Raw genomic sequence first — 19,254 nt, 5'->3', positions numbered from 1 at the left:
ATAACATCGCTCAACGCTATGTTTGTGCGTTGATTGACAGCGGATGCGGTCAAGCGCATAGCGCCGGTACCTTGGTGAGTCGACACGCAAGCGGACGGGACTTTTTGCGCCGCTAAGGTCACAATGCCAGCAATTGCTTCGGAACTTGCTGGCATTGTTATTACTCACAATCTAGTTGCCTTTAAGCCCAGCGCTCTCACTGTTCAGGAAAGTTCACTATGTCCCACACCTCCACCATCCTTGTAGTCGAAGACGACGCCATCGTGCGCATGCTGATCGTCGATGTCCTCGAAGAGTTGGAGTTCACGGTGCTCGAAGCCGCGGATGCTGGGGAAGCACTGGCGCAGGTGCAAAATACCGACCAGATCATCGACCTGATGATGACCGACGTCGGCCTGCCCGACATGGACGGCAAACAACTGGCAACCAAAGTCCGCGAACTGCGCGCTACCCTGCCTATCCTGTTTGCCAGCGGCTATGCCGAAAACATTGATGTGCCCGCCGGTATGCAGGTGATTGGCAAGCCGTTCTCCATTGATCAATTGCGTGACAAAGTCAAATCCATGCTCTAACGCCCCTTCCTCATCGTCCTTTGCAGAGATTAACGTGACGACCGGCCAATAAAACAGGAAACTCAGCGCCTTCACGCCACGCTCTCAGATAGCACTCAGGAAGGACGCAACAACATGATTGGAAAACCGACGCGCCTGCTGTTGGCGAGCCTCTCGATACTCATAAGCTGCGGCGCCTGGGCTGACTTCACCGCAAGCCCCAGCGAAGCCAGGGCCATTGCCAAGGAAGCCTACTTGTACGGCTTCCCGGTGGTGCAGATGTACAAGACGCTCTACACCCAGGCCGTTGATAAAGGCGGTGCCCACTTCAAGGCGCCGTTTAACCGTATCGACAACGGCGCCCAGGTGCTCACCCCCAAGGACAACGCGGTTACCACCCCCAACGTCGACACGCCCTACTCGTTCGTGTGGATGGACCTGCGTAAAGAGCCGCTGGTGCTGACCCTGCCCAAGATTGAAGACAAGCGCTATTACTCGGTGCAGTTGATCGACCTCTATACACATAATTTTGCCTACCTGGGCACCCGCAGTACTGGCAATAACGGCGGCCACTACATGATCGCCGGGCCAGACTGGAAAGGTCAGCAGCCGGTGGACATCGACCGTGTGGTCTACAGCGAAAGCAACATCGCCTACGCCCTTTACCGCACGCAGCTGTTTGATGACAAAGACCTGGGCAAGGTCAAGCAGGTCCAGAGTGGCTACAAGGTGCAGGCGCTGAGCAGTTATGTGAAGCAACCCGCGCCTGCCACTGTGCCGAAGATCCAATGGCCCAAGCCGATGGCAACCATGACCGAAGGCCCGCAGCTGTTTCGCTACCTGAACTTCATGCTGGCCTTCGCCGCGCCCCAGGACAGCGAAAAAGATCTGCTGGCACGCTTTGCCAAGATCGGTATCGCCCCAGGCGCGCCGTTCAAGGTCAAGCAGTTGACTACCGAGCAGCGCAAGGCCCTGGAGGACGGCATCGCCGATGGCCGCGCCGAATTCGCCGCGTTCAAGAAGGCCAAGGTGGATACCCACCAAGTGACCGACGCAGACCTGTACGGCAGCCGCGACCACCTGCAAAACAACTACCTGTACCGCTACGCCGGTGCCGAGCTGGGGATGTTCGGCAACTCCAGTGATGAAGCCGCGCACTTGAGCTACGTCATCGACAGCGAGGGTAAGCCGGCTAATGGTGCACGCCACAGCTACACCGTGCATTTTGCCAAGGACCAGCTGCCGCCGGCCGATGCGTTCTGGTCACTGACGATGTATGACGCAAAGACCAAATTGCTGGTGCCGAATCACAAGAAGCGCTACCTGATCAATTCGCAGATGCTGCCGACCCTCAAGCTCGATGCCGATGGTGGCTTGACCCTGGCGCTGCAGCACCACGAACCTCCCAAGGCTGAGCAGAGCAACTGGTTGCCGGCCCCGCCCGGCCCGTTCTACGCGGTGTTGCGCATTTACCTGCCCAAGCCTGAAGTCGCTGGCGGCCAGTGGAAGCTACCAGCGTTGACGCCGCTTAAATAAGCTCGGCGAAAAAAAAGGCACGGCGGGTGATGACCCGCCGTGCTTTTTTTGACTCAGTGTTTTTTCAGCTTCACGTAGGACTGGTGCAGGTCCGACGCCCAACCATCGATGACGCTTTTCACATCGTCGGCCTTCATCACTTGGGAGTCATTAGCCAGCGGCTTGCCGGTGCCTTTGCGCACCACTTGGGCCAGCACTTTATGAGTGGCGCCGTCGAGAAACTGCGCCTCGGTGCCCAGGGTGGTCTCCTGGTCGCGAATGCCGGTGCCGGTGCTCACTGCCGCAGCCACTAGGGCGACGGGAATAAATTCATAAGGCTTGAGGCTCTCGGTCTTGCTGCTCACGGCGGTAATCGCCGCCCTTACCACGATCACTCCAGGGCCAGGGGCATTGGCCACGGGCAATGACTGAGCCAGCTCGCGCTTGAGCGCCTGGTTGTAATAGTCGTTGATTCCCCGCAACGTGCTCTCTGGAATGCGGGAAGTGGCCTGGGGCTTGGGGTAAAACTGGGTGGGCTCGATGTACACCGCCGTGTAACGGTTCAAATCCAGTTGTGGATCAACCCAGCGCATCACCTCAGCCCCCGAGGGTGACTTGGCCTCCTTGAGCTGGCTGTAGTTGGAAAGAAACCCTGAATACTCATTCGGTTGCACCACCTTGCTGGCGCAACCGGCCATACCGAGCGAAGCGACGCACAGTGTGCCGATCATTAGCCTTAGTTTCATTATTGAACTCCCTGGCGAGCATCATCGTAAGAACGAGTGGTAGGTATAGCCAATGTTGAGGCATCGCACCTTAATTTAGCGCCGGGTATTGATCAGAAGTGATCGTTGATCAAGGTTATTTGAACTGCTCCGGTGAATTGGCTGGCAACTGCGTATGACTCATCCGCCTTCAATGGGTAAGGTGAAGCCACACTTTTTGTCCGGAGCACCACATGCGCACCATCGGCCTTATCGGCGGCATGAGCTGGGAGTCCAGCGCCGAGTATTACCGCCTTATCAACCAGCGTGTGCGCGACCAGCTCGGCCCGCTGCGGTCGGCGCAAGTGTTGATGTACAGCGTGGATTTCGGCCCGGTGGAACAGGCTCAGCATGCCGGGCGTTGGGACGATACCGCGCTGATCCTGGAAGATGCCGCGCGACGCTTGCAGGCCGGGGGGGCTGATTGTGTGGTGCTGTGTACCAACACCATGCATTTAGTGGCACCGCGCATTGAGGCGGCAGTGTCGATTCCCTTCCTGCATATTGCCGATGCCACGGCGGCTGCGGCCCTGGAGGCCGGGACCTTGACGGTGGGCTTGTTGGGTACCGCGTTCACCATGGAGCAGGATTTCCTTAAATCGCGCCTCGCCGGCCAGGGGCTCACCGTGCTGGTGCCAGACGCGGATGAACGCAAGGCGGTGCACCGAATCATCTATGAAGAGTTGTGCGTGGGCGTCATCAGCGACGCCTCGCGCCAGGTGTATCAGCAGGCGATCCAGACTCTCGCCGCACGCGGCGCTCAGGCGATTATTCTTGGCTGCACGGAAATCTGCCTGCTGATCCAGCCCGAACACAGCGCCCTGCCGCTGCTGGACACCACCGCGCTGCATGCGCAGGCCGCAGTGGGGTTTGCCTTACAAGGCATCTGTATCGGGCGCTGATTCTGTGAGCAATGCATGACCCGTGTGGGAGCTGGCTTGCCCTAATGCCAGTCAGTTAAGCGAACGAAGTGTTCAAAGCAGCGAAGGTCAAATGTGGGAGCGGGCTTGCTCGCGAAGGCGTCGGCCCAGCAAACATCGAGGCTGACTGACCCACCGCTTTCGCGAGCAAGCCCGCTCCCACAGGAGATCTGCGCTTAACTGACTGGCATTATGGCTTGCCCGCGAAAGCGGTGGTTCAGTCAAAGACTCCGTAACTGACACACCAAGTTGTGTAGTCCCTATGCTTACAGGATCAAGCCGACGTGCGCAGGCGCGCCATGCTCAGGGTGTCGACAAACATACCGTCGCGCAGGGCGTAATCGCGCAGCCGCCCTTCCACTTCGAAGCCGAACTTGCGGTACAGGTTGTGCGCAGGCTCGTTGTCGGCGTAGACCGTCAGCTCCACACGGCGCAGGTTCATCCAGTTGTCGGCCACCTCCAGCGCGGCCGCCAACAGCCGCGAACCGACACCCTTGCCCTGCCACGCGGGCGCCACGCCCATACCCAACGAACCAACGTGGCTCTGGCGTACGCGCAGGTACTGCTCAAGCCCTAATTGGCCAATCACCTCACTGCCATGCAACGCCACCAGTTGCAGGCGCCGCTCGTTATCCATCACCAGGCGCTTGCGCCACATCTCAACCGACTGAAAAGGCATTTGCAGCACCTGACGGCAAACAGCCGGCTCGTTGTATAGCGCGGCGACGCCCTCCAGGTGGGCCTCGGTAAAACGCTGGATCACGATAGACGGTTCAGGTGGGTGCATTGCATTTCATCCTTTGAAAGACAAGTGGCGGGCCAGTGTAGAGGCTAAGCGCCTGGCTGACGAGTCGGGCGTTTTCTTACCAGCCAACCAGCACCATCCTGCATCTGAACGATGGCGATCCCTATGCGCAGCGCCGATACTCAGCTCAGGCCCTGCCCCGTCAACCCGACACTTCGGCCTTCACCCTGTGACGAGAACAACAAAAAAAGTCCCACAGAGGAATACCCATGAGCCGCCTTGATTACTCGGGCCTGTTGCAGGCCTTCAGCACCCTGACCCTGGACCTGCAACGCTTGGCCCAACACAAGGACATCGAACACTTCCAGTGCCATGCCCTGGCACGCGTCAGCCAATTGCTCGCCTTCGACAGTGCCTGGTGGGGGCGCTCGGCTGTCATCAACGGTCTGCCGCAAGAGCACAACAGCTACCTCTACCAGTTGCCGCCCGACTACCTGGCGGACTGGCAGTCAATCCGCCATCTGGACGTGACCGTTGCACGGGTGCATGCCTCGCCTGGCGAGGCAGTAATTATCGATATGCGCGACCCCGCCAGCGGCAGCGCCTTGAACTGGCTAGCGCAACGCCACGGCCTAGGTGAATTGCTGTGTGTCATCCATATCGACCCGCAAACCCACCTCAGCCACCACCTGACGCTCTACCGCCAGCCCACTGCGCCCACGTTCAACGTGCAGGATTGCCAGTTGCTCAATAACCTGATGCTGCACCTGGTGGCGGCGGTCTCGGCAAACCAGATCCGCACCTTGGTGGCCATGCGTGAAACCCTGGCCAGCCCGCGCAATCTGGCCCTGGCGGTGTGCGACCCCCGGGGTGTGTTGCAATGCGCCGAGCGCGGTTTTGTCGACCTGCTGCTCAGCGAATGGCCGCAATGGTGTGGCCCCACCCTGCCGGTGCCGCTTGATGAGCGCGGGTATGACGGCAAGCGCATCCACATCCAGGCGTCCCCAGTGGGCGACCAATTGCTGTTGGCCGCGCGCCTCAACCGTGCCCTGCCCCAGCTCAGCCCACGGGAAAACGACGTGGCCCAAGGCTTCGGCGAGGGCAAGACCTACAAGGAAGTGGCCCGCGACCTTGGCCTTTCGCCCAATACCGTGCGCCACCATATTCGCGCCATCTACGCCAAGCTCGGCGTCAAGGACAAGGCGCGCATAGCGCACCTGGTGCACGCCCCGCCCGACTGACCCTGCCCGCTTCTCCCACGGTTTTGCCACGGTCGTTTTTTACGGTCACGGGCTGCTGTTGCCCATTTTCCGGCCTCCTCTAACACGAGACGCTTCGCCATGACTTCAACGTGCCTACGTAACCTGACAGTGCTGTGCGCCAGCCTGTTCAGCCTCGACAGCCAGGCTGCCGACCTCAACGCGCGCGATTTTTTCGCCGCCCCACCGGGCACCCGCCTGGGTGTGCTGTACCTGCCCGCCACCCGTGCCAGCGATTTCCATGGCCCCGCCGACAGCACCGGCAAGGCCGACCTCAGGGTCAACGCCGTGGCCTACCGTCAGGTGTATTTCACCGACGCCTGCGGCACGTTGTGCACGCCGCAATTCATCCTGCCCTTTGCCGACATCAGCGCACGCCTACCCGGCGCCAACCAGCGCAGCCGCGAGCGCGGCCTGGGCGATCCACAGGTGGGCGGCACGCTGTTTTTCGTCAACGATCCGGTGACGCGCACTTACAGCGGCTTGTTGAGCCTGATCACTGTGCCGATAGGTGAGTACCACAGCCAAAACCCGGACGTGTCCCCCGGTGCCAATCGCTGGGGCGCCACCTTTGTCTACAACTACACCCACGGTATCGGTGAGAAATGGGTGCTGGAAGCCAACCTGGAAGCCCAGCTCTATGGCCGCAATGACGATTACTTCGGCAGCGAACTCAAGCAAGCCCCGCTGTATCGCCTGCAGGCTTTTGCCTCGTATGACTTCAGCGCCGCCACTTACGGCGCATTGCGCCTGATCCAGGCCGACGGTGGCGCCCTGCGCCTCAACAACCGTCGCCTCGACGATACCCACAAGCGCTACACCCAAGTGGGCTTCGAACTCGGGCACTGGCTCGACCGGCAGAACCAACTGATGGTCAGCCTTTCGCAACACGTTGCGGCTTCCAATGGTTATGCCGGCACCGAAGCGCTGTTGCGCCTCGTGCATGTGTTCTGACCCCTTTCCCTGGAGCTTGAAAATGCCCATTTCCAACCCTGCGATAACGGCACGGCTGGCGGCGATCGTACTGTTTGCCGCCATCACTCCGACCCTCCTGATGACTGCTCCCGCCGTGGCCGCGCAGTTGGCCAGCCAATGGCAACTGAGCCCGGCGCGGATTGGCGACTTGTTTTCCGTGGAACTGGGCGCCATGAGCCTGGCGACCTTGCCCGCCTGGTGGTGGCTCAAGCGGGTTGACTGGCGCACTGCCGCCCGGGTCGCCGCGCTGTTGTTCATTGCGGCCAACCTGCTGTCGATGCTCGCCGACACCTACGCCGTGCTGCTGGTGTTGCGCGGGGCCAGCGCCCTGGCCGGCGGTTCGTTGATGATCCTCTGCCTGGCCAGTGCCGCCACCACCGCCAATCCCAGCCGAGTCTATGGTTTGTGGGTGATGGGGCAGTTGATCGTCGGTGCCGTCGGCCTGGTGATGCTGCCTGGTTTGTTCGAACGGTTTGGCTTGAATGCCTGCTACCTGATCCTGGCAGGGTTGATGGTTCTGCTGCTGCCATTGGCGCGGGCTTTTCCCGCCGGTAGCCGTGCGTTGCCCGCCAGCCGCACCCCGGTCTTGCCCGGTTCACGCTGGAAAGCCGCCCTGGGGGTTGGCGCGGTCCTGGCCTTTTATATCAGCTTGGGAGGCGTCTGGACCTTTATCGGTGCCTTGGGCGCCAGTGCCGGGATTTCGGCGCAGCACAGCGGCGACATCCTCGCCATCGCCACCGTGATGGGCATTGCCGGGGCCGCGAGCGCTTCACTGATCGGGACCCGCTTGCCGCGTGGAGTGCTGTTGTTGCTGGGCTACCTGTTGATGGCGGCAGCGGTGCTTCTGTTGTTCGGCCAGCCCGCATTGCTGCGATTTGCTTTGGCGGCGCTGCTGTTCAAATTCACCTGGACCTTCATTCTGCCGCTGATCCTGGCCTGCCTGGCCGACCTTGATCACAGCGGCAAGCTGATGAACGCCTCCAACTTGGTCATCGGCGGCGGCCTGGCCATCGGCCCGGCGCTCGCTGGCCGCCTGATCGAGGCCAGCGGCGGTTTCAGCCTGTTGCTGCTTGGTGCAGCCGCTATCACCTTGCTGTCTCTGGTGATGATCGTCGCCAGCCGTCCCCATTCCCCCACTGAACTGGAACCGGTATGAACCCAACCACCGCATTTTTTTTCGACGAAATGAGCCTGTGGCACAGCGCCGGCGCCCATGCGCTGACCCTGCCCGTGGGCGGCTGGGTGCAGCCGCCGGCCGGCAGCGGGCATGCCGAGTCACCGGAGACCAAGCGCCGCCTGAAAAGCCTGTTGGATGTCTCCGGACTGAGCCGCCAACTACAACTGCATAGCGCGCCGCCCGCCAGTGAAGAGGATCTGCTGCGGGTCCACAGCCGCGCTTACCTGCAGCGTTTCAAGGCCTTGAGCGATGCGGGTGGCGGTGAGCTTGGCTCCCAGGCACCGATTGGGCCGGGCAGCTTCGAAATTGCGCAACTGTCCGCCGGACTGACCCTGGCCGCCGTGGACATGGTGCTCAAGGGCCAGGCGCACAACGCCTATTCGCTGTCGCGGCCACCGGGTCATCACTGCCTGGCAGACAGTGCCATGGGCTTTTGTTTTCTGGCCAACATTGCCATTGCCATCGAGGCCGCCAAGGCCCGCAACGGTCTGGGCAAAGTCGCGGTGATCGACTGGGATGTGCACCACGGTAACGGCACGCAGTCGATCTTCGAAGAACGGGCCGATGTGTTGACGGTATCCTTGCACCAGGACGGCTGCTACCCGCCCGGTTACAGCGGCGAGCAGGATCGCGGCCGCGGGGCGGGCGTGGGGGCCAACATCAATATCCCCTTGCCGCCAGGCAGTGGCCACGCCACCTATCTACACGCTATGGAACGCATCGTAGTGCCCGCGCTGGAGCGCTTCGAGCCGGAGTTGATCATCGTCGCCTGTGGTTATGACGCCAACGCCGTCGACCCGTTGGCGCGCATGCTGTTGCACAGTGAATCGTTCCGGCTGCTGACCCGCGCCCTGCGCCTGGCCGCCGAGCGTCTGTGCCAGGGCCGCCTGGTGCTGGTACATGAAGGCGGCTACAGCGAAGCCTATGTGCCGTTCTGCGGCTTGGCGACCCTGGAGGAACTGAGCGGAGTGCGCACGGCGGTGCAAGACCCGATGCTTGAATTTGTGCAGTTGCAGCAACCCGGTGCGCAGCTACAGGGGTTTCAAGCGCAGTGGGTGGAGCGGCTGGCGCGCGGGGTCAGCGAGTAGCTGCCAGGCGCCATACCCGTGCAACGTCCGAGGCCCGCTCACGCAACAGGCGCGGCGCCTCGTGACAGGCTTGCTCCAGAGACATCGGCCCCGACGGCAAGGCGAACGCTGCATCCACACCGTGGGCGTACATCTGCTCGTAGCCGTCGCCCAAGGTGCCCGCGATCACGACCACCGGCACGCCGTGTCGCCGGGCAATGCGCGCCACGCCAAACGGAGTTTTTCCCCGCAGCGTCTGGGCGTCGAAGCGACCTTCACCGGTGATTACCAGGTCGGCGCCACGCACCGCTTCATCGAAGCCAACCAGTTCAGCGACTACCTCAACCCCTGGACGAAACTGGGCAGCGAGAAACGCCTTGGCAGCAAAGCCCAGGCCACCGGCGGCGCCGCTGCCAGGTTCGTCGCGCACATCCTTGGGCAGCACCTGAGCGCAATGGTCAGCGAAGTGCCCAAGGGCCGCGTCCAGGTGTGCCACTTGCTCGGGACTCGCGCCTTTTTGCGGGCCGAAAATCGACGAGGCACCGTGGGGGCCGCACAGGGGATTGTTGACGTCGGCGGCGATTTCAAAACGCACCTGCGCCAGGCGCGGGTCGAGTTGTTCAAGGCTGATATGGGCCAGGCGTGCCAATGCCAACCCACCCGCCGGCAGTGGCTGACGTTCGCTATCCAATAGCTGCACGCCAAGGGCCTGCATCGCTCCCGCCCCGCCATCGTTGGTGGCACTGCCGCCAATCGCCAGGATGATGCGCTGCGCCCCGGCATCCAGCGCGGCGCGGATCAACTCGCCGGTGCCATAGGTGGTACTGGAACAGGCGTCGCGCTGCCCCGGCGCGACGAGTTGCAGGCCGCTGGCCTCGGCCATCTCGATCATCGCGGTATGGCTGTCGGCCAACCAGCCCCAACGTGCTTCGACGCTGTCGCCCAGCGGGCCTCGGACTGTTTGCCGACGTAATTGCCCCTTACACGCGGCGAGCACCGCATCCACCGTGCCTTCACCGCCATCGGCCATCGGGCATTGAAGCACGTGCGCATCCGGCCAGACCTCGGCCCACCCCTCGGCAATCGCCTGGGCGACGCCTGCGGCACTCAGGCTGTCTTTGAACGAGTCAGGGGCGATCACGATTTTCATGGACGTTCTCCGGTTTTTATAACGCCCATGCTGCCAGTTGGCAGGGGCAATGACGCGGGGCCGATGCACAAGTGTGGGGCGGGTTTGTTGTTCATTTCTACAATGCCCCCTGTAGGAGCGAGCTTGCTCGCGCCTACAGGGGGTGGGGCAGCAGTTGTACGCCCAGGTACAAGGCAAGCATCCCATCTAGCGTCAGCGGGTCTACGCCGCTGAGTTCGGCTATGCGTTCCATGCGGTAGCGCAGGCTGTTGCGGTGAATGCCCAAGGCGTCGGCACACGCCTGGCTTTGCCCGTCGTGCTCGCACCAACTGCGCAACGTGGCGAGCAGTTGCCCGTTGCTGTCCTTGGCCAACACCTTGCGCAACGGGTTGAGCAATTCGTCCAGGGCGTCGTCGTTGCGATGACGCCAAAGCATGACCGGCAGGCGATAACGGTTGAGGGTCAACAGGCGTGATTGCGGCAGGATATCGCGGCCATAAGCCAGCAGATCTCCTACCCGGCGGTAACAGCGGCGCAGCCCCGCCAAGCCCTCCGCTTGCCCGCCGATGGCAATGCGCTGGATGTTCCAACCCAGGCCCTCGAGCTTTTCCAGCAAGCGGGGGTTATCGACCTGCACCGCAGCAGGTCGACACCACAGCAAGGAGAACTGCGCAGAGCTGACGCACCAACTGTCCGGGTAGCGGCTGGCGAGCCAGGCGCTCAGGGCCTCCGCCGTTTGGCCCGGGCCCAGTTCAAACAGGTACGGCGTGCGCGCCAGTTGTGGCTTGAGCCCCAATTGCTGGGCTTCGTCCACCAGGCGCGGGGAGTCGCCGCTGTCGGCCAACAGCAGGGCCAGCAGATCATCGCAACGCTGGCGACGCCATTGTTGCTCGGCTTGCTGGTGGCGTTGGCTGACCAGCATTTCAGCGGTCATACGCACCAGTTCGGCGTAGGTGCGTAACCCATCTGGTTCTCCGGTGATACCCAGCACGCCAATCAGGCGCTGATCATGCAACAGCGGGAGGTTGATGCCGGGTTGCACACCCTTGAGATGCTTGGCGGTCTGCCCGTCGATTTCCACCACACGCCCATTGGCCAACACCAATTGCGCACCTTCATGGCGTGTGTTGATACGCTCCGGCTCGCCGCTGCCCAGGATCAAGCCCTGGCTGTCCATGACATTGACGTTATAGGGCAGGATTGCCATGGTGCGATCGACAATCTCCTGCGCCAGGGCATGATCCAGCTCGAACATGGGGCTAATTTCCTAAAAAAGGTTGTTCACCGGCACAGCGCAAAGACTGCTTGACTGTGCGCCAGCACAAAGACAGCTGCCCGTCACGTCACCGAGACTGTCAGGGCGGTCAACGTTACCCTCGCACCGCGAAAAATCATAATAAAGAGAGAATCCCATGTCACAGAGCGCCACTGCCGCACTGGCCAGCGATGACGATAAGAACGCCATCTACAAGCGCATCACCCTGCGCCTGATCCCCTTCATCTTTATCTGCTATCTGTTCAATTACCTCGACCGGGTAAACGTTGGCTTTGCCAAGCTGCAGATGCTCGATGCGTTGAAATTCAGTGAAACCGTGTACGGCCTGGGGGCCGGGATTTTCTTTATCGGCTACGTGCTGTGCGGCGTGCCGAGTAACCTGGCGCTGACCCGGTTTGGCCCGCGGCGCTGGATCGCATTGATGATGATCGTGTGGGGTACGCTCTCCACATGCCTGCTGTTTGTGACCACACCCACGCATTTCTACACCCTGCGCCTGCTCACCGGTGCCGCTGAAGCCGGCTTCTTCCCCGGTGTGGTGTTGTACCTTTCGCAGTGGTTCCCGACCTTCCGCCGTGGGCGAATCATGGCCCTGTTCATGTCGGCGATCCCGGTGTCCGGTTTGCTCGGCAGCCCGTTTTCCGGCTGGATTCTCAATCACTTTGCCGCAGGCCAAGGTGGCTTGGCGGGCTGGCAGTGGATGTTCCTGCTGCAAGGCATCCCGACCGTGATCCTCGGCGCCCTCGCCTATTTCCTGCTCAGTGACAGTTTCGCCAACGCCAAGTGGCTCAAGCCCCATGAGCGTGCGGTACTGGAAGCTGACCAGGCCACAGACCTGGCAAACAAGCCGAAAACCACCAGCGACTCCCTGGCCGAAGTGTTCAGGAACCCGGCGATCTGGGCATTCGGCCTGATCTACTTCTGCATCCAGAGTGGCGTGTATGCGATCAACTTCTGGCTGCCGTCGATCATCAAGAACATGGGTTTCAGCGACAACCTGGTGATTGGCTGGCTCAGCGCGATTCCGTATCTGTTGGCGGCAGTGTTCATGCTGCTGGTGGGCCGCTCTGCCGATTTGCGCAAGGAGCGCCGCTGGCATTTGGTGGTACCGATGTTGATGGGCGCCATTGGCCTGGTGATCGCCGTTAACTTCGCCACCACCCCCGCTATCGCCATTCTCGGCCTGACCATCGCCACCATGGGCGCCCTCACCGGCCTGCCGATGTTCTGGCCGGTGCCCGCCGCGATGCTCAGCGCGGGTGCGGCGGCGGGTGGCTTGGCGTTGATCAACTCCATGGGGCAGATGGCGGGGTTTCTCAGCCCGTATATCGTGGGTTTTGTGAAGGATGCTACCGGCTCTACGGATGTGGCGTTGTACCTGCTGGCGGCGGTGATTGTGAGCGGCAGTGTTCTGGCATTGCGGATGACGCGCACGCTCAAGGCCTGACGCCTTCAACGTGGGAGGGATCTGCTCCCTCCCACTTGGGCCATGTATTTACAACAGGCCGCCACCGTCGATATCAACCACCGCACCGGTCATAAAGCCATTTTCCATGGCCAGTACATACCCCGCCGCCACTTCTTCAGCCTGCCCCACCCGCCCAACCGGCAACCCTTGGCCCGCCTTGGCAAACATTGCCAAACGTTGCTCTTGGCCAAGCTCTGCATAGGCCGGTGTGTCTATCACCCCTGGGCTGATCACATTGACTCGACGCGGCGCCAGTTCTTTGGCCAGTTGCTTGCCCAAGGCCTCGGTCGCAGCGTTAATGCCCGTCTTGATGAACTGCCCTGCCGCCAACTTGCGCCCCAACTGGCCCGAGGTCAGGGTGATGCTGCCCTGCTCGTGCAAAAACGGCAGCGCGTGTTGAATGGCGCGTAGTGCGCCCCAGAGCTTTACATCGAAGTTGTCCCGGGCTTCATCCAGGTCTGTTTCGATCAAAGGCTTGGCCCGCACCGAAGGCCCCGAGGTGTAGACCAGATGGTCAAAGCGCCCCACGGTTTCGAACAACTGCTTTAACGAGGCGCTGTCGGTGACGTCCACCGGCTCGTTGCGCAGCCCGCTGTCGGAACCTGGCGCCAAGCGGCGCCCGGCCACGATCACATGCGCGCCTCGTGCCAAGGCTGCCTGGGCAACTGCCGCGCCGATACCGCTGCTGCCACCGATGACGATGATGGTTTTACCGCTCAGAGAAGAGGTCATGAGAAAACTACCTGGGTCAGAAAGTGAACGTTCATCTTCCCAGCTTGGTAATCGATGAAAAATCCGGGTAAAACGACAAGATCTTTAAAGGATTTTTATCAATGAGCTCGATTCTCGACCTTGAAGTCTTCGTGCGCAGCGCCGACACCGGTAGCCTGACGGCCGCCGCCCGTGGCCTGGGCCTCACGCCAGCGGCCGCGAGTATCGCCCTCAAGCGCCTTGAAACTCGTCTCGGCATCCGCCTGCTTGCCCGCTCCACCCGCAGCATGCGCCTGACCGAAGAAGGCCGGCGTTATCTGGACAGCGTGCGGGTAGCGCTGGAAGCCCTGTCCGAAGGCGAACATGCCATCAAGCAACAAGGCCAAAGCCTCAGTGGTTTATTGCAATTGGCCGCTCCCTCGGACTTCGGTCGCAATGTGCTGTTGGGCTGGTTGGATGAGTTCAAGTTGGAGCACCCCACTATCCGTCTGCAACTGTTGCTCAACGACAGCAATGCCGATTTGTTTCGCGACACTGTCGACATCGCCTTGCGCTTTGGCGTGCCGAGAGACTCCAGCCTGGTGGCCCTGCCGGTGGTACCCGATCACCATCGCATTGCCTGCGCCAGCCCCGACTACTTGGCGCGCCACGGCACCCCGCATACGCCCGAAGACTTGGCCCACCACAGCACGCTGCGCTACATGCGCCGGGGCCAGGCCAATAGCACCTGGTATTTCCGCCAGGGGACCTTGCTCCAGGAGGTTGAAGTGAGCGGTGACTATCTCAGCGACGATGGCGAGATTGTCCGCCGCTGGGCGTTGGCGGGGCATGGCATTGCCTATAAAGCCAACCTGGACGTGGCCCGTGATATCCAGGCAGGGCGGCTGGTGCCCCTGCTACTCGACTGGCAAGGCGAACCCACGCCATTCAACCTGATGTGCCCTCACCGCCTGCAAGTGTCAGAACGCGTGAAAGTGCTGCATCGTTTTTTACAGGCCCGTTGCGAGACTTTGCTACGCGCATGAACAAATCCGCTCAGGGCTTGTTCCAGAGCGCTCGGGTCTGGTATTGCATGACTCACGTTTACCTGCCATGAGGAGCTTTGCATGATTTACCGTACATTGGGTCAGTCCGGGTTAAAGGTCAGCGCTCTGACCCTCGGCACCATGATGTTTGGCGAGCAGACCAGTACCGAAGACTCACTGCGCATCATCGACAAGGCCTGGGACCAGGGCATCAACTTCATCGATACAGCTGACGTGTATACAGGCGGGCGCTCCGAGGAAATCGTCGGCGAGGCGATTGCACGCAACCGCCAGGATTGGGTGGTGGCCTCCAAGGTCGGCTTCGGCCCTACCGACGGCGTGCCCAACCGCAGCGGTTTGAGCCGCAAGCGTCTGTTCAACGCGCTGGACGCCAGCCTGGCACGCCTGGATACCGACTACCTGGACATCTACTACCTGCACCGCGAAGACCACCACACGCCGTTGGAAGTGACCGTGTCCGCCATCGGTGACCTGATCCGCCAGGGCAAAGTCCGCTACTGGGGCCTGTCCAACTACCGAGGCTGGCGCATCGCTGAAGTGATTCGCGTGGCTGAACGCCTGGGCGTGGATAAACCCATTATCAGCCAGCCGCTGTACAACATCGTCAACCGTCAGGCCGAGGTCGAACAGATCACCGCTGCAGCGGCCTACGGCCTGGGTGTGGTGCCTTACAGCCCGCTGGCCCGAGGGGTCCTTAGCGGCAAGTACGCCCCGGACGTCACGCCCGAGCCCGGCAGCCGTGCCGCGCGCCAGGACAAGCGCATCCTGGAAACCGAGTGGCGGGTTGAATCACTGCGCATTGCCCAGCAGATCCAGCAATACACTCAAGGGCGTGGCGTGGGGATCGTCGAGTTCGCAATCGCCTGGGTGCTGAACAATGCGGCGGTGAGCTCGGCGATTGTCGGGCCGCGAACCGAGGCGCAGTGGGACGCCTACACCGGAGCGCTGGCGGTGAAGATCAGCGCTGAGGACGAGGCGTTCATTGATTCGTTGGTTACGCCAGGGCATTCGTCCTCGCCGGGGTTCAACGATGTCGGGCATTTTGTATCCGGTCGATTGGCACGCCTGTAGACTACCCGCGCAATAATTGGCTTTCGCGAGGGCAGCGTGTCTAAAGGTGTTGTGTTATCGGTCTTGGCCTCGGTGCTGTTTGCCGTGATGTATTACTTCACATCACTGCTTACGCCCCTGAGTGGCCTGGAGATTTTCGGCTGGCGCATGTTGCTCACCGTGCCCTGCATGACGGTATTCATGCTCGTCAGCGGCGAGTGGCGCAGGGTCTGGGAACTGCTGCGCATGCTGGCGGCCAAGCCACGGCTGGTCGGCGGCGTACTGGTGTCGTCGGCCTTGCTCGGCGTGCAGTTGTGGTTGTTCATGTGGGCGCCGCTCAATGGGCGCAGCCTGGACGTGTCCGTGGGGTATTTTCTGCTGCCGTTGACCATGGTGCTCACCGGGCGCCTGGTCTACGGCGAGCGCCTGTCGCGGCTGCAACAGATTGCTGTGGTGTTTGCCGCGCTGGGTGTGCTGAATGAGCTGTATCAGGCCGGTGGTTTTTCCTGGGCAACACTGGTAGTGATCATCGGCTACCCGGTGTACTTCGTGGTGCGTAAATACCTGACCACTGATCATCTGGGAGGGCTGTGGCTGGATATGGCGTTGATGCTGCCGGTGGCCTGGTGGTTTGTACAAAGCGGCGAACAAGGCTTTGCCGTACTGGATGGGCATCCAAAGCTCTATGCATTGATTCCCATGCTGGGCCTTATCAGTGCCTCGGCGCTGGTGAGTTACATCATTGCCAGTCGCTTGTTGGCGTTCAGCCTGTTCGGGCTGCTGAGCTATGTGGAGCCGGTATTGCTGCTCGCGGTGGCGTTGCTGTTGGGCGAAGGGATCGAGGGCGGACAGTGGCTGACCTATATTCCGATCTGGCTGGCGGTGATGGTGCTGGTGTATGAGGGATTCAAGCATTTGGTGCGTCAGCGCCGGGCTTGATGGGAGGCTGAGAGTGGATGGTACCCCTCTGTCAATTGAGTCAGGTCCTGACTTCGGTTGTCGGCACATCAGGTGTGCCGGCAACTTGTTCAATGACGTTGGCGGTATCTTCCAACCTCTCTCGCCACTTACCGTAATAGGGGATGTTGTGTTGAGCTTGGTTGCCTGCGCTTTCCAGCTTGGCATCCATCTCTTGCTGATCGACACCAAACAGCTTGCCGATACGGTTGTCGCGGTTCAATTCAAGCAACGTTCCTTTGACGGGGTCTTTCGCGATGGTTTCGATGGAGTGGGCTATGTCTTCAGGAACACCCAGCGCTTTCAACGCGGTGGCGAGGCCATGCCCAGGACTTCTGAGTTGCTTCAGGAATTTGTCGTAAAGACCGTTTAGATTATTGGCATCCACATTGTCCAAGGAAACACGGGCTATTTTTTTGCGGAACGCATTGAACGTCATGGGTTCAAGCGGTTTGTTTTCGTTCAACCCATTTTGAACGAAATAAAATCTGCGCTTCTTGGCGTCCTTTTTTTGTCCCTCGCCGTACAAGTTTCCATAAGCGTCGTAACTATAGACGATGGCTTCTCCATCTGGCCGATATCCGACATAAAACGCCTTGCCATCAGGTTCCAGTTTATAGAGCTGTGTTCGCACCAGCCCGTCGACCTGAACCGGAGGGATCGAAGTGCCCTTGTTTAAACGCTCGAAGATATCCCCCTTCTCATAACCAAAATTTCCTACCACTGCATTGCTATCGCCATCAGCGAACATGCCAAATTTCTGGTTGACCCGCTCCTCCTGCTTGGGCGCTTGATCATTGGCAAAATGCTTCGTAAATCGCTTGCGCTCAATCGGATCATTGGCCACGTCTTTGAGCCAGTCCGTCATCTGCTGCGCATTATCGAACTCATGAAACGAGGTCACGTCGTCTTCCGGCATGTACAGGACGAAATTAGGCCCCTCTTCTGTAAGCGGCACCCGCTTGATCATTATCAGGTCGTTGGACTGAACACCATCAACGGCAAATGTCGAGACCTGCACCCCTGGACTTCCCGGTTTGTTGGGTGACAGCGCGGCCTCCGTCAGTTGATGCGCTTTGGCGGTGAGTGTGTTGCCCAAATACTCGGTTTCACTGTCATCGAGAAACTTTTTACGCGCCTGATCGACTGGGTCTGCATTACCGGCTGAGCGAACATTGCGCACAGGCCCTATCTGCTCGGTTGATGTAGATGGGCCAATCGGGCGTTGAAGGGGAGGAGAATTCACATTCATAAGAGGGCCTCTTGATATTGGACACGCAGAAATTGTCTGCGCCCTACCCTCTGAGTGATATTTCAAGAAACGTCTGTTCCCAATAAACCACAGGCCATTTGCAACACGCTGCATCAGGCACAAAACAGCCCGGTAAAAACCGGGCTGTTTTGCTTTAGCCTGTCGATCAATCGGCGGTCAGCACACCACGACGCACCTGGTCGCGCTCGATCGACTCGAACAGCGCCTTGAAGTTGCCCTCTCCAAACCCATCGTCGCCTTTACGCTGGATGAATTCGAAGAACACCGGGCCCATCAGGGTTTCCGAGAAGATCTGCAGCAGCAGGCGCTTGTCACCGGCAACCGACGAGCCGTCCAGCAGGATGCCGCGCGATTGCAATTGATCCACTGGCTCGCCATGGTTCGGCAGGCGACCTTCGAGCATTTCGTAGTAAGTGTCTGGCGGCGCGGTCATAAAGCGCATGCCGATCTTCTTCAGCGCGTCCCAGGTCTTGATCAGGTCGTCGGTGAGGAACGCTACGTGCTGGATCCCCTCGCCATTGAACTGCATCAGGAACTCTTCGATCTGCCCGGCGCCCTTGGACGACTCTTCGTTCAACGGGATCCGGATCTGGCCGTCCGGCGCGCTCATGGCCTTGGAGGTCAGGCCGGTGTACTCGCCCTTGATATCGAAATAACGCGCTTCACGGAAGTTGAACAGCTTCTCGTAGAAATTGGCCCAATAGATCATACGCCCGCGATAGACGTTGTGGGTCAGGTGGTCGATGACCTTCAGGCCAGCGCCTACCGGATGGCGGTCAACGCCTTCAAGGTAGACGAAGTCGATGTCGTAGATCGAGTTGCCTTCGCCGAAACGGTCGATCAGGTACAACGGCGAACCGCCAATGCCTTTGATCGCCGGCAGGTTCAATTCCATCGGGCCGGTGTCGATGTGGATCGGCTGGGCGCCCAGTTCCAGGGCGCGCTTGTAAGCCTGCTGCGAGTCCTTGACCCGGAACGCCATGCCGCACACCGACGGGCCGTGCTCGGCCGCGAAGTAGGAAGCGAGGCTGTCGGGTTCGTTGTTGAGGATCAGGTTGATCTCGCCCTGGCGATACAGGTGCACGTTCTTGGAACGGTGGGTGGCCACTTTGGTGAAGCCCATGATCTCGAAGATCGGCTCCAGGGTGCCCGGGGTCGGCGAGGCGAATTCGATGAATTCAAAGCCCATCAGGCCCATTGGGTTTGCGTGTTGGTCGGTCATGTTCGGTGCCTCATCATTCTTGTAGGTAGCAATTGTTTAGTTGCGAGCAAGGATGAGGCTGGAGGGTGGCGCACAAGAAAGGCCTCGCACGCTGCGGGCGAGAAAGTCACCAAAGATGAGGGGGGAGCCAAGTAGCTTCATGGTGTCAT

At 60.5% G+C, this 19,254-nt stretch carries 18 protein-coding genes; 11 read left to right on the top strand and 7 right to left on the bottom strand.

Features of this window, described 5'->3' with window-relative positions; genetic code table 11:
- Positions 1-218 precede the first annotated feature (218 nt).
- Together BMH52_RS19145 and BMH52_RS19140 are read left to right on the top strand one after the other, a co-directional pair.
- Positions 219-572 carry a response regulator gene (locus tag BMH52_RS19145; protein ID WP_014718487.1) on the top strand — a complete coding sequence of 118 codons (354 nt, stop codon included), beginning with the start codon at positions 219-221 and terminating at the stop codon, positions 570-572.
- A 114-nt stretch (positions 573-686) separates the two neighbouring features.
- Positions 687-2,087: a DUF1254 domain-containing protein gene (locus BMH52_RS19140; RefSeq protein ID WP_073844699.1), complete on the top strand. Its 1,401-nt coding sequence runs from the start codon at positions 687-689 to the stop codon at positions 2,085-2,087.
- Between the two features lie 53 nt (positions 2,088-2,140).
- Here BMH52_RS19140 and BMH52_RS19135 read toward each other — a convergent pair whose 3' ends face one another.
- On the bottom strand, positions 2,141-2,812 hold the full coding sequence (locus BMH52_RS19135; protein WP_014718489.1) for a DUF3313 domain-containing protein: 672 nt from the start codon (positions 2,810-2,812) through the stop codon (positions 2,141-2,143).
- Positions 2,813-3,024: 212 nt separating this feature from the next.
- Here BMH52_RS19135 and BMH52_RS19130 point away from each other — a divergent pair, with 212 nt between their 5' ends.
- Positions 3,025-3,732, top strand: a complete 708-nt coding sequence (locus tag BMH52_RS19130) for an aspartate/glutamate racemase family protein (protein ID WP_073844697.1) — start codon at positions 3,025-3,027, stop codon at positions 3,730-3,732.
- A gap of 292 nt (positions 3,733-4,024) precedes the next feature.
- Here BMH52_RS19130 and BMH52_RS19125 read toward each other — a convergent pair whose 3' ends face one another.
- Positions 4,025-4,537 (bottom strand): GNAT family N-acetyltransferase, encoded by a 513-nt coding sequence (locus tag BMH52_RS19125; RefSeq protein ID WP_060767806.1) that lies wholly within the window; start codon positions 4,535-4,537, stop codon positions 4,025-4,027.
- A 227-nt stretch (positions 4,538-4,764) separates the two neighbouring features.
- Here BMH52_RS19125 and BMH52_RS19120 point away from each other — a divergent pair, with 227 nt between their 5' ends.
- The 4 genes from BMH52_RS19120 to BMH52_RS19105 all read left to right on the top strand — a co-directional run bounded on the left by BMH52_RS19120 (position 4,765) and on the right by BMH52_RS19105 (position 8,994).
- Complete coding sequence (locus BMH52_RS19120) at positions 4,765-5,736, top strand: helix-turn-helix transcriptional regulator (RefSeq protein WP_032903049.1); 972 nt, start codon at positions 4,765-4,767, stop codon at positions 5,734-5,736.
- 99 nt (positions 5,737-5,835) lie between these two features.
- The gene (locus BMH52_RS19115; protein ID WP_073844695.1) at positions 5,836-6,708 is read left to right on the top strand and encodes a transporter; all 873 of its coding nucleotides are present in this window, start codon (positions 5,836-5,838) and stop codon (positions 6,706-6,708) included.
- Between the two features lie 22 nt (positions 6,709-6,730).
- Complete coding sequence (locus BMH52_RS19110) at positions 6,731-7,885, top strand: MFS transporter (protein ID WP_073844693.1); 1,155 nt, start codon at positions 6,731-6,733, stop codon at positions 7,883-7,885.
- Positions 7,882-8,994 carry a class II histone deacetylase gene (locus tag BMH52_RS19105; RefSeq protein WP_073844691.1) on the top strand — a complete coding sequence of 371 codons (1,113 nt, stop codon included), beginning with the start codon at positions 7,882-7,884 and terminating at the stop codon, positions 8,992-8,994. The genes BMH52_RS19110 and BMH52_RS19105 overlap by 4 nt, the downstream gene beginning before the upstream one ends.
- Here the strand turns inward: BMH52_RS19105 and BMH52_RS19100 are convergent.
- The gene (locus BMH52_RS19100) at positions 8,984-10,123 is read right to left on the bottom strand and encodes a glycerate kinase (protein ID WP_073844689.1); all 1,140 of its coding nucleotides are present in this window, start codon (positions 10,121-10,123) and stop codon (positions 8,984-8,986) included. The genes BMH52_RS19105 and BMH52_RS19100 overlap by 11 nt on opposite strands.
- A 133-nt stretch (positions 10,124-10,256) precedes the next feature.
- Positions 10,257-11,357 carry a sugar diacid recognition domain-containing protein gene (locus tag BMH52_RS19095; RefSeq protein ID WP_073844687.1) on the bottom strand — a complete coding sequence of 367 codons (1,101 nt, stop codon included), beginning with the start codon at positions 11,355-11,357 and terminating at the stop codon, positions 10,257-10,259.
- A 157-nt stretch (positions 11,358-11,514) separates the two neighbouring features.
- On the opposite strand from BMH52_RS19095, the gene BMH52_RS19090 reads away from it, so the two are divergent.
- Positions 11,515-12,825, top strand: a complete 1,311-nt coding sequence (locus BMH52_RS19090; RefSeq protein WP_073844685.1) for an MFS transporter — start codon at positions 11,515-11,517, stop codon at positions 12,823-12,825.
- Between the two features lie 48 nt (positions 12,826-12,873).
- Here BMH52_RS19090 and BMH52_RS19085 read toward each other — a convergent pair whose 3' ends face one another.
- Entirely contained in the window at positions 12,874-13,578 is a 705-nt protein-coding gene (locus BMH52_RS19085) for an SDR family oxidoreductase (protein ID WP_073844683.1), read from the bottom strand.
- Between the two features lie 101 nt (positions 13,579-13,679).
- Between BMH52_RS19085 and BMH52_RS19080 the strand changes: the two genes are divergently transcribed.
- The 3 genes from BMH52_RS19080 (at position 13,680) to rarD (ending at position 16,592) form a co-directional block, all read left to right on the top strand.
- Positions 13,680-14,582 carry a LysR family transcriptional regulator gene (locus tag BMH52_RS19080; RefSeq protein ID WP_014718500.1) on the top strand — a complete coding sequence of 301 codons (903 nt, stop codon included), beginning with the start codon at positions 13,680-13,682 and terminating at the stop codon, positions 14,580-14,582.
- A gap of 81 nt (positions 14,583-14,663) precedes the next feature.
- Positions 14,664-15,674 (top strand): aldo/keto reductase, encoded by a 1,011-nt coding sequence (locus BMH52_RS19075; protein ID WP_014718501.1) that lies wholly within the window; start codon positions 14,664-14,666, stop codon positions 15,672-15,674.
- Positions 15,675-15,710: 36 nt separating this feature from the next.
- Entirely contained in the window at positions 15,711-16,592 is an 882-nt protein-coding gene (rarD, locus tag BMH52_RS19070) for an EamA family transporter RarD (RefSeq protein WP_014718502.1), read from the top strand.
- Between the two features lie 40 nt (positions 16,593-16,632).
- On the opposite strand, the gene BMH52_RS19065 is transcribed toward rarD, so the two are convergent.
- Positions 16,633-17,793, bottom strand: coding sequence for a dermonecrotic toxin domain-containing protein (locus tag BMH52_RS19065; RefSeq protein WP_073844834.1), 1,161 nt, complete (start codon positions 17,791-17,793; stop codon positions 16,633-16,635).
- A 235-nt stretch (positions 17,794-18,028) separates the two neighbouring features.
- Positions 18,029-19,105 carry a 4-hydroxyphenylpyruvate dioxygenase gene (gene hppD / locus BMH52_RS19060; RefSeq protein WP_014718504.1) on the bottom strand — a complete coding sequence of 359 codons (1,077 nt, stop codon included), beginning with the start codon at positions 19,103-19,105 and terminating at the stop codon, positions 18,029-18,031.
- Positions 19,106-19,254: the final 149 nt, after the last annotated feature.

The organism is Pseudomonas sp. BTN1, from assembly GCF_001907715.1.
Lineage (GTDB): Bacteria > Pseudomonadota > Gammaproteobacteria > Pseudomonadales > Pseudomonadaceae > Aquipseudomonas > Aquipseudomonas paracarnis.
The sequence above is the reverse complement of the archived record's forward strand: the minus strand, read 5'-3'. Positions and strand labels throughout refer to the sequence as shown.

Excerpts from the sequence above, each read along its gene's own strand:
- BMH52_RS19085 (WP_073844683.1), bottom strand. The coding sequence starts at position 13,578 with ATGACCTCTTCTCTGAGCGGTAAAACCATCATCGTCATCGGTGGCAGC.
- BMH52_RS19095 (WP_073844687.1), bottom strand. The coding sequence starts at position 11,357 with ATGTTCGAGCTGGATCATGCCCTGGCGCAGGAGATTGTCGATCGCACC.
- BMH52_RS19080 (WP_014718500.1), top strand. The coding sequence starts at position 13,680 with ATGAGCTCGATTCTCGACCTTGAAGTCTTCGTGCGCAGCGCCGACACC.
- BMH52_RS19100 (WP_073844689.1), bottom strand. The coding sequence starts at position 10,123 with ATGAAAATCGTGATCGCCCCTGACTCGTTCAAAGACAGCCTGAGTGCC.
- BMH52_RS19115 (WP_073844695.1), top strand. The coding sequence starts at position 5,836 with ATGACTTCAACGTGCCTACGTAACCTGACAGTGCTGTGCGCCAGCCTG.
- BMH52_RS19090 (WP_073844685.1), top strand. The coding sequence starts at position 11,515 with ATGTCACAGAGCGCCACTGCCGCACTGGCCAGCGATGACGATAAGAAC.
- BMH52_RS19125 (WP_060767806.1), bottom strand. The coding sequence starts at position 4,537 with ATGCACCCACCTGAACCGTCTATCGTGATCCAGCGTTTTACCGAGGCC.
- BMH52_RS19145 (WP_014718487.1), top strand. The coding sequence starts at position 219 with ATGTCCCACACCTCCACCATCCTTGTAGTCGAAGACGACGCCATCGTG.
- BMH52_RS19135 (WP_014718489.1), bottom strand. The coding sequence starts at position 2,812 with ATGAAACTAAGGCTAATGATCGGCACACTGTGCGTCGCTTCGCTCGGT.
- BMH52_RS19105 (WP_073844691.1), top strand. The coding sequence starts at position 7,882 with ATGAACCCAACCACCGCATTTTTTTTCGACGAAATGAGCCTGTGGCAC.
- hppD (WP_014718504.1), bottom strand. The coding sequence starts at position 19,105 with ATGACCGACCAACACGCAAACCCAATGGGCCTGATGGGCTTTGAATTC.
- BMH52_RS19130 (WP_073844697.1), top strand. The coding sequence starts at position 3,025 with ATGCGCACCATCGGCCTTATCGGCGGCATGAGCTGGGAGTCCAGCGCC.
- BMH52_RS19140 (WP_073844699.1), top strand. The coding sequence starts at position 687 with ATGATTGGAAAACCGACGCGCCTGCTGTTGGCGAGCCTCTCGATACTC.
- BMH52_RS19075 (WP_014718501.1), top strand. The coding sequence starts at position 14,664 with ATGATTTACCGTACATTGGGTCAGTCCGGGTTAAAGGTCAGCGCTCTG.
- BMH52_RS19110 (WP_073844693.1), top strand. The coding sequence starts at position 6,731 with ATGCCCATTTCCAACCCTGCGATAACGGCACGGCTGGCGGCGATCGTA.
- BMH52_RS19120 (WP_032903049.1), top strand. The coding sequence starts at position 4,765 with ATGAGCCGCCTTGATTACTCGGGCCTGTTGCAGGCCTTCAGCACCCTG.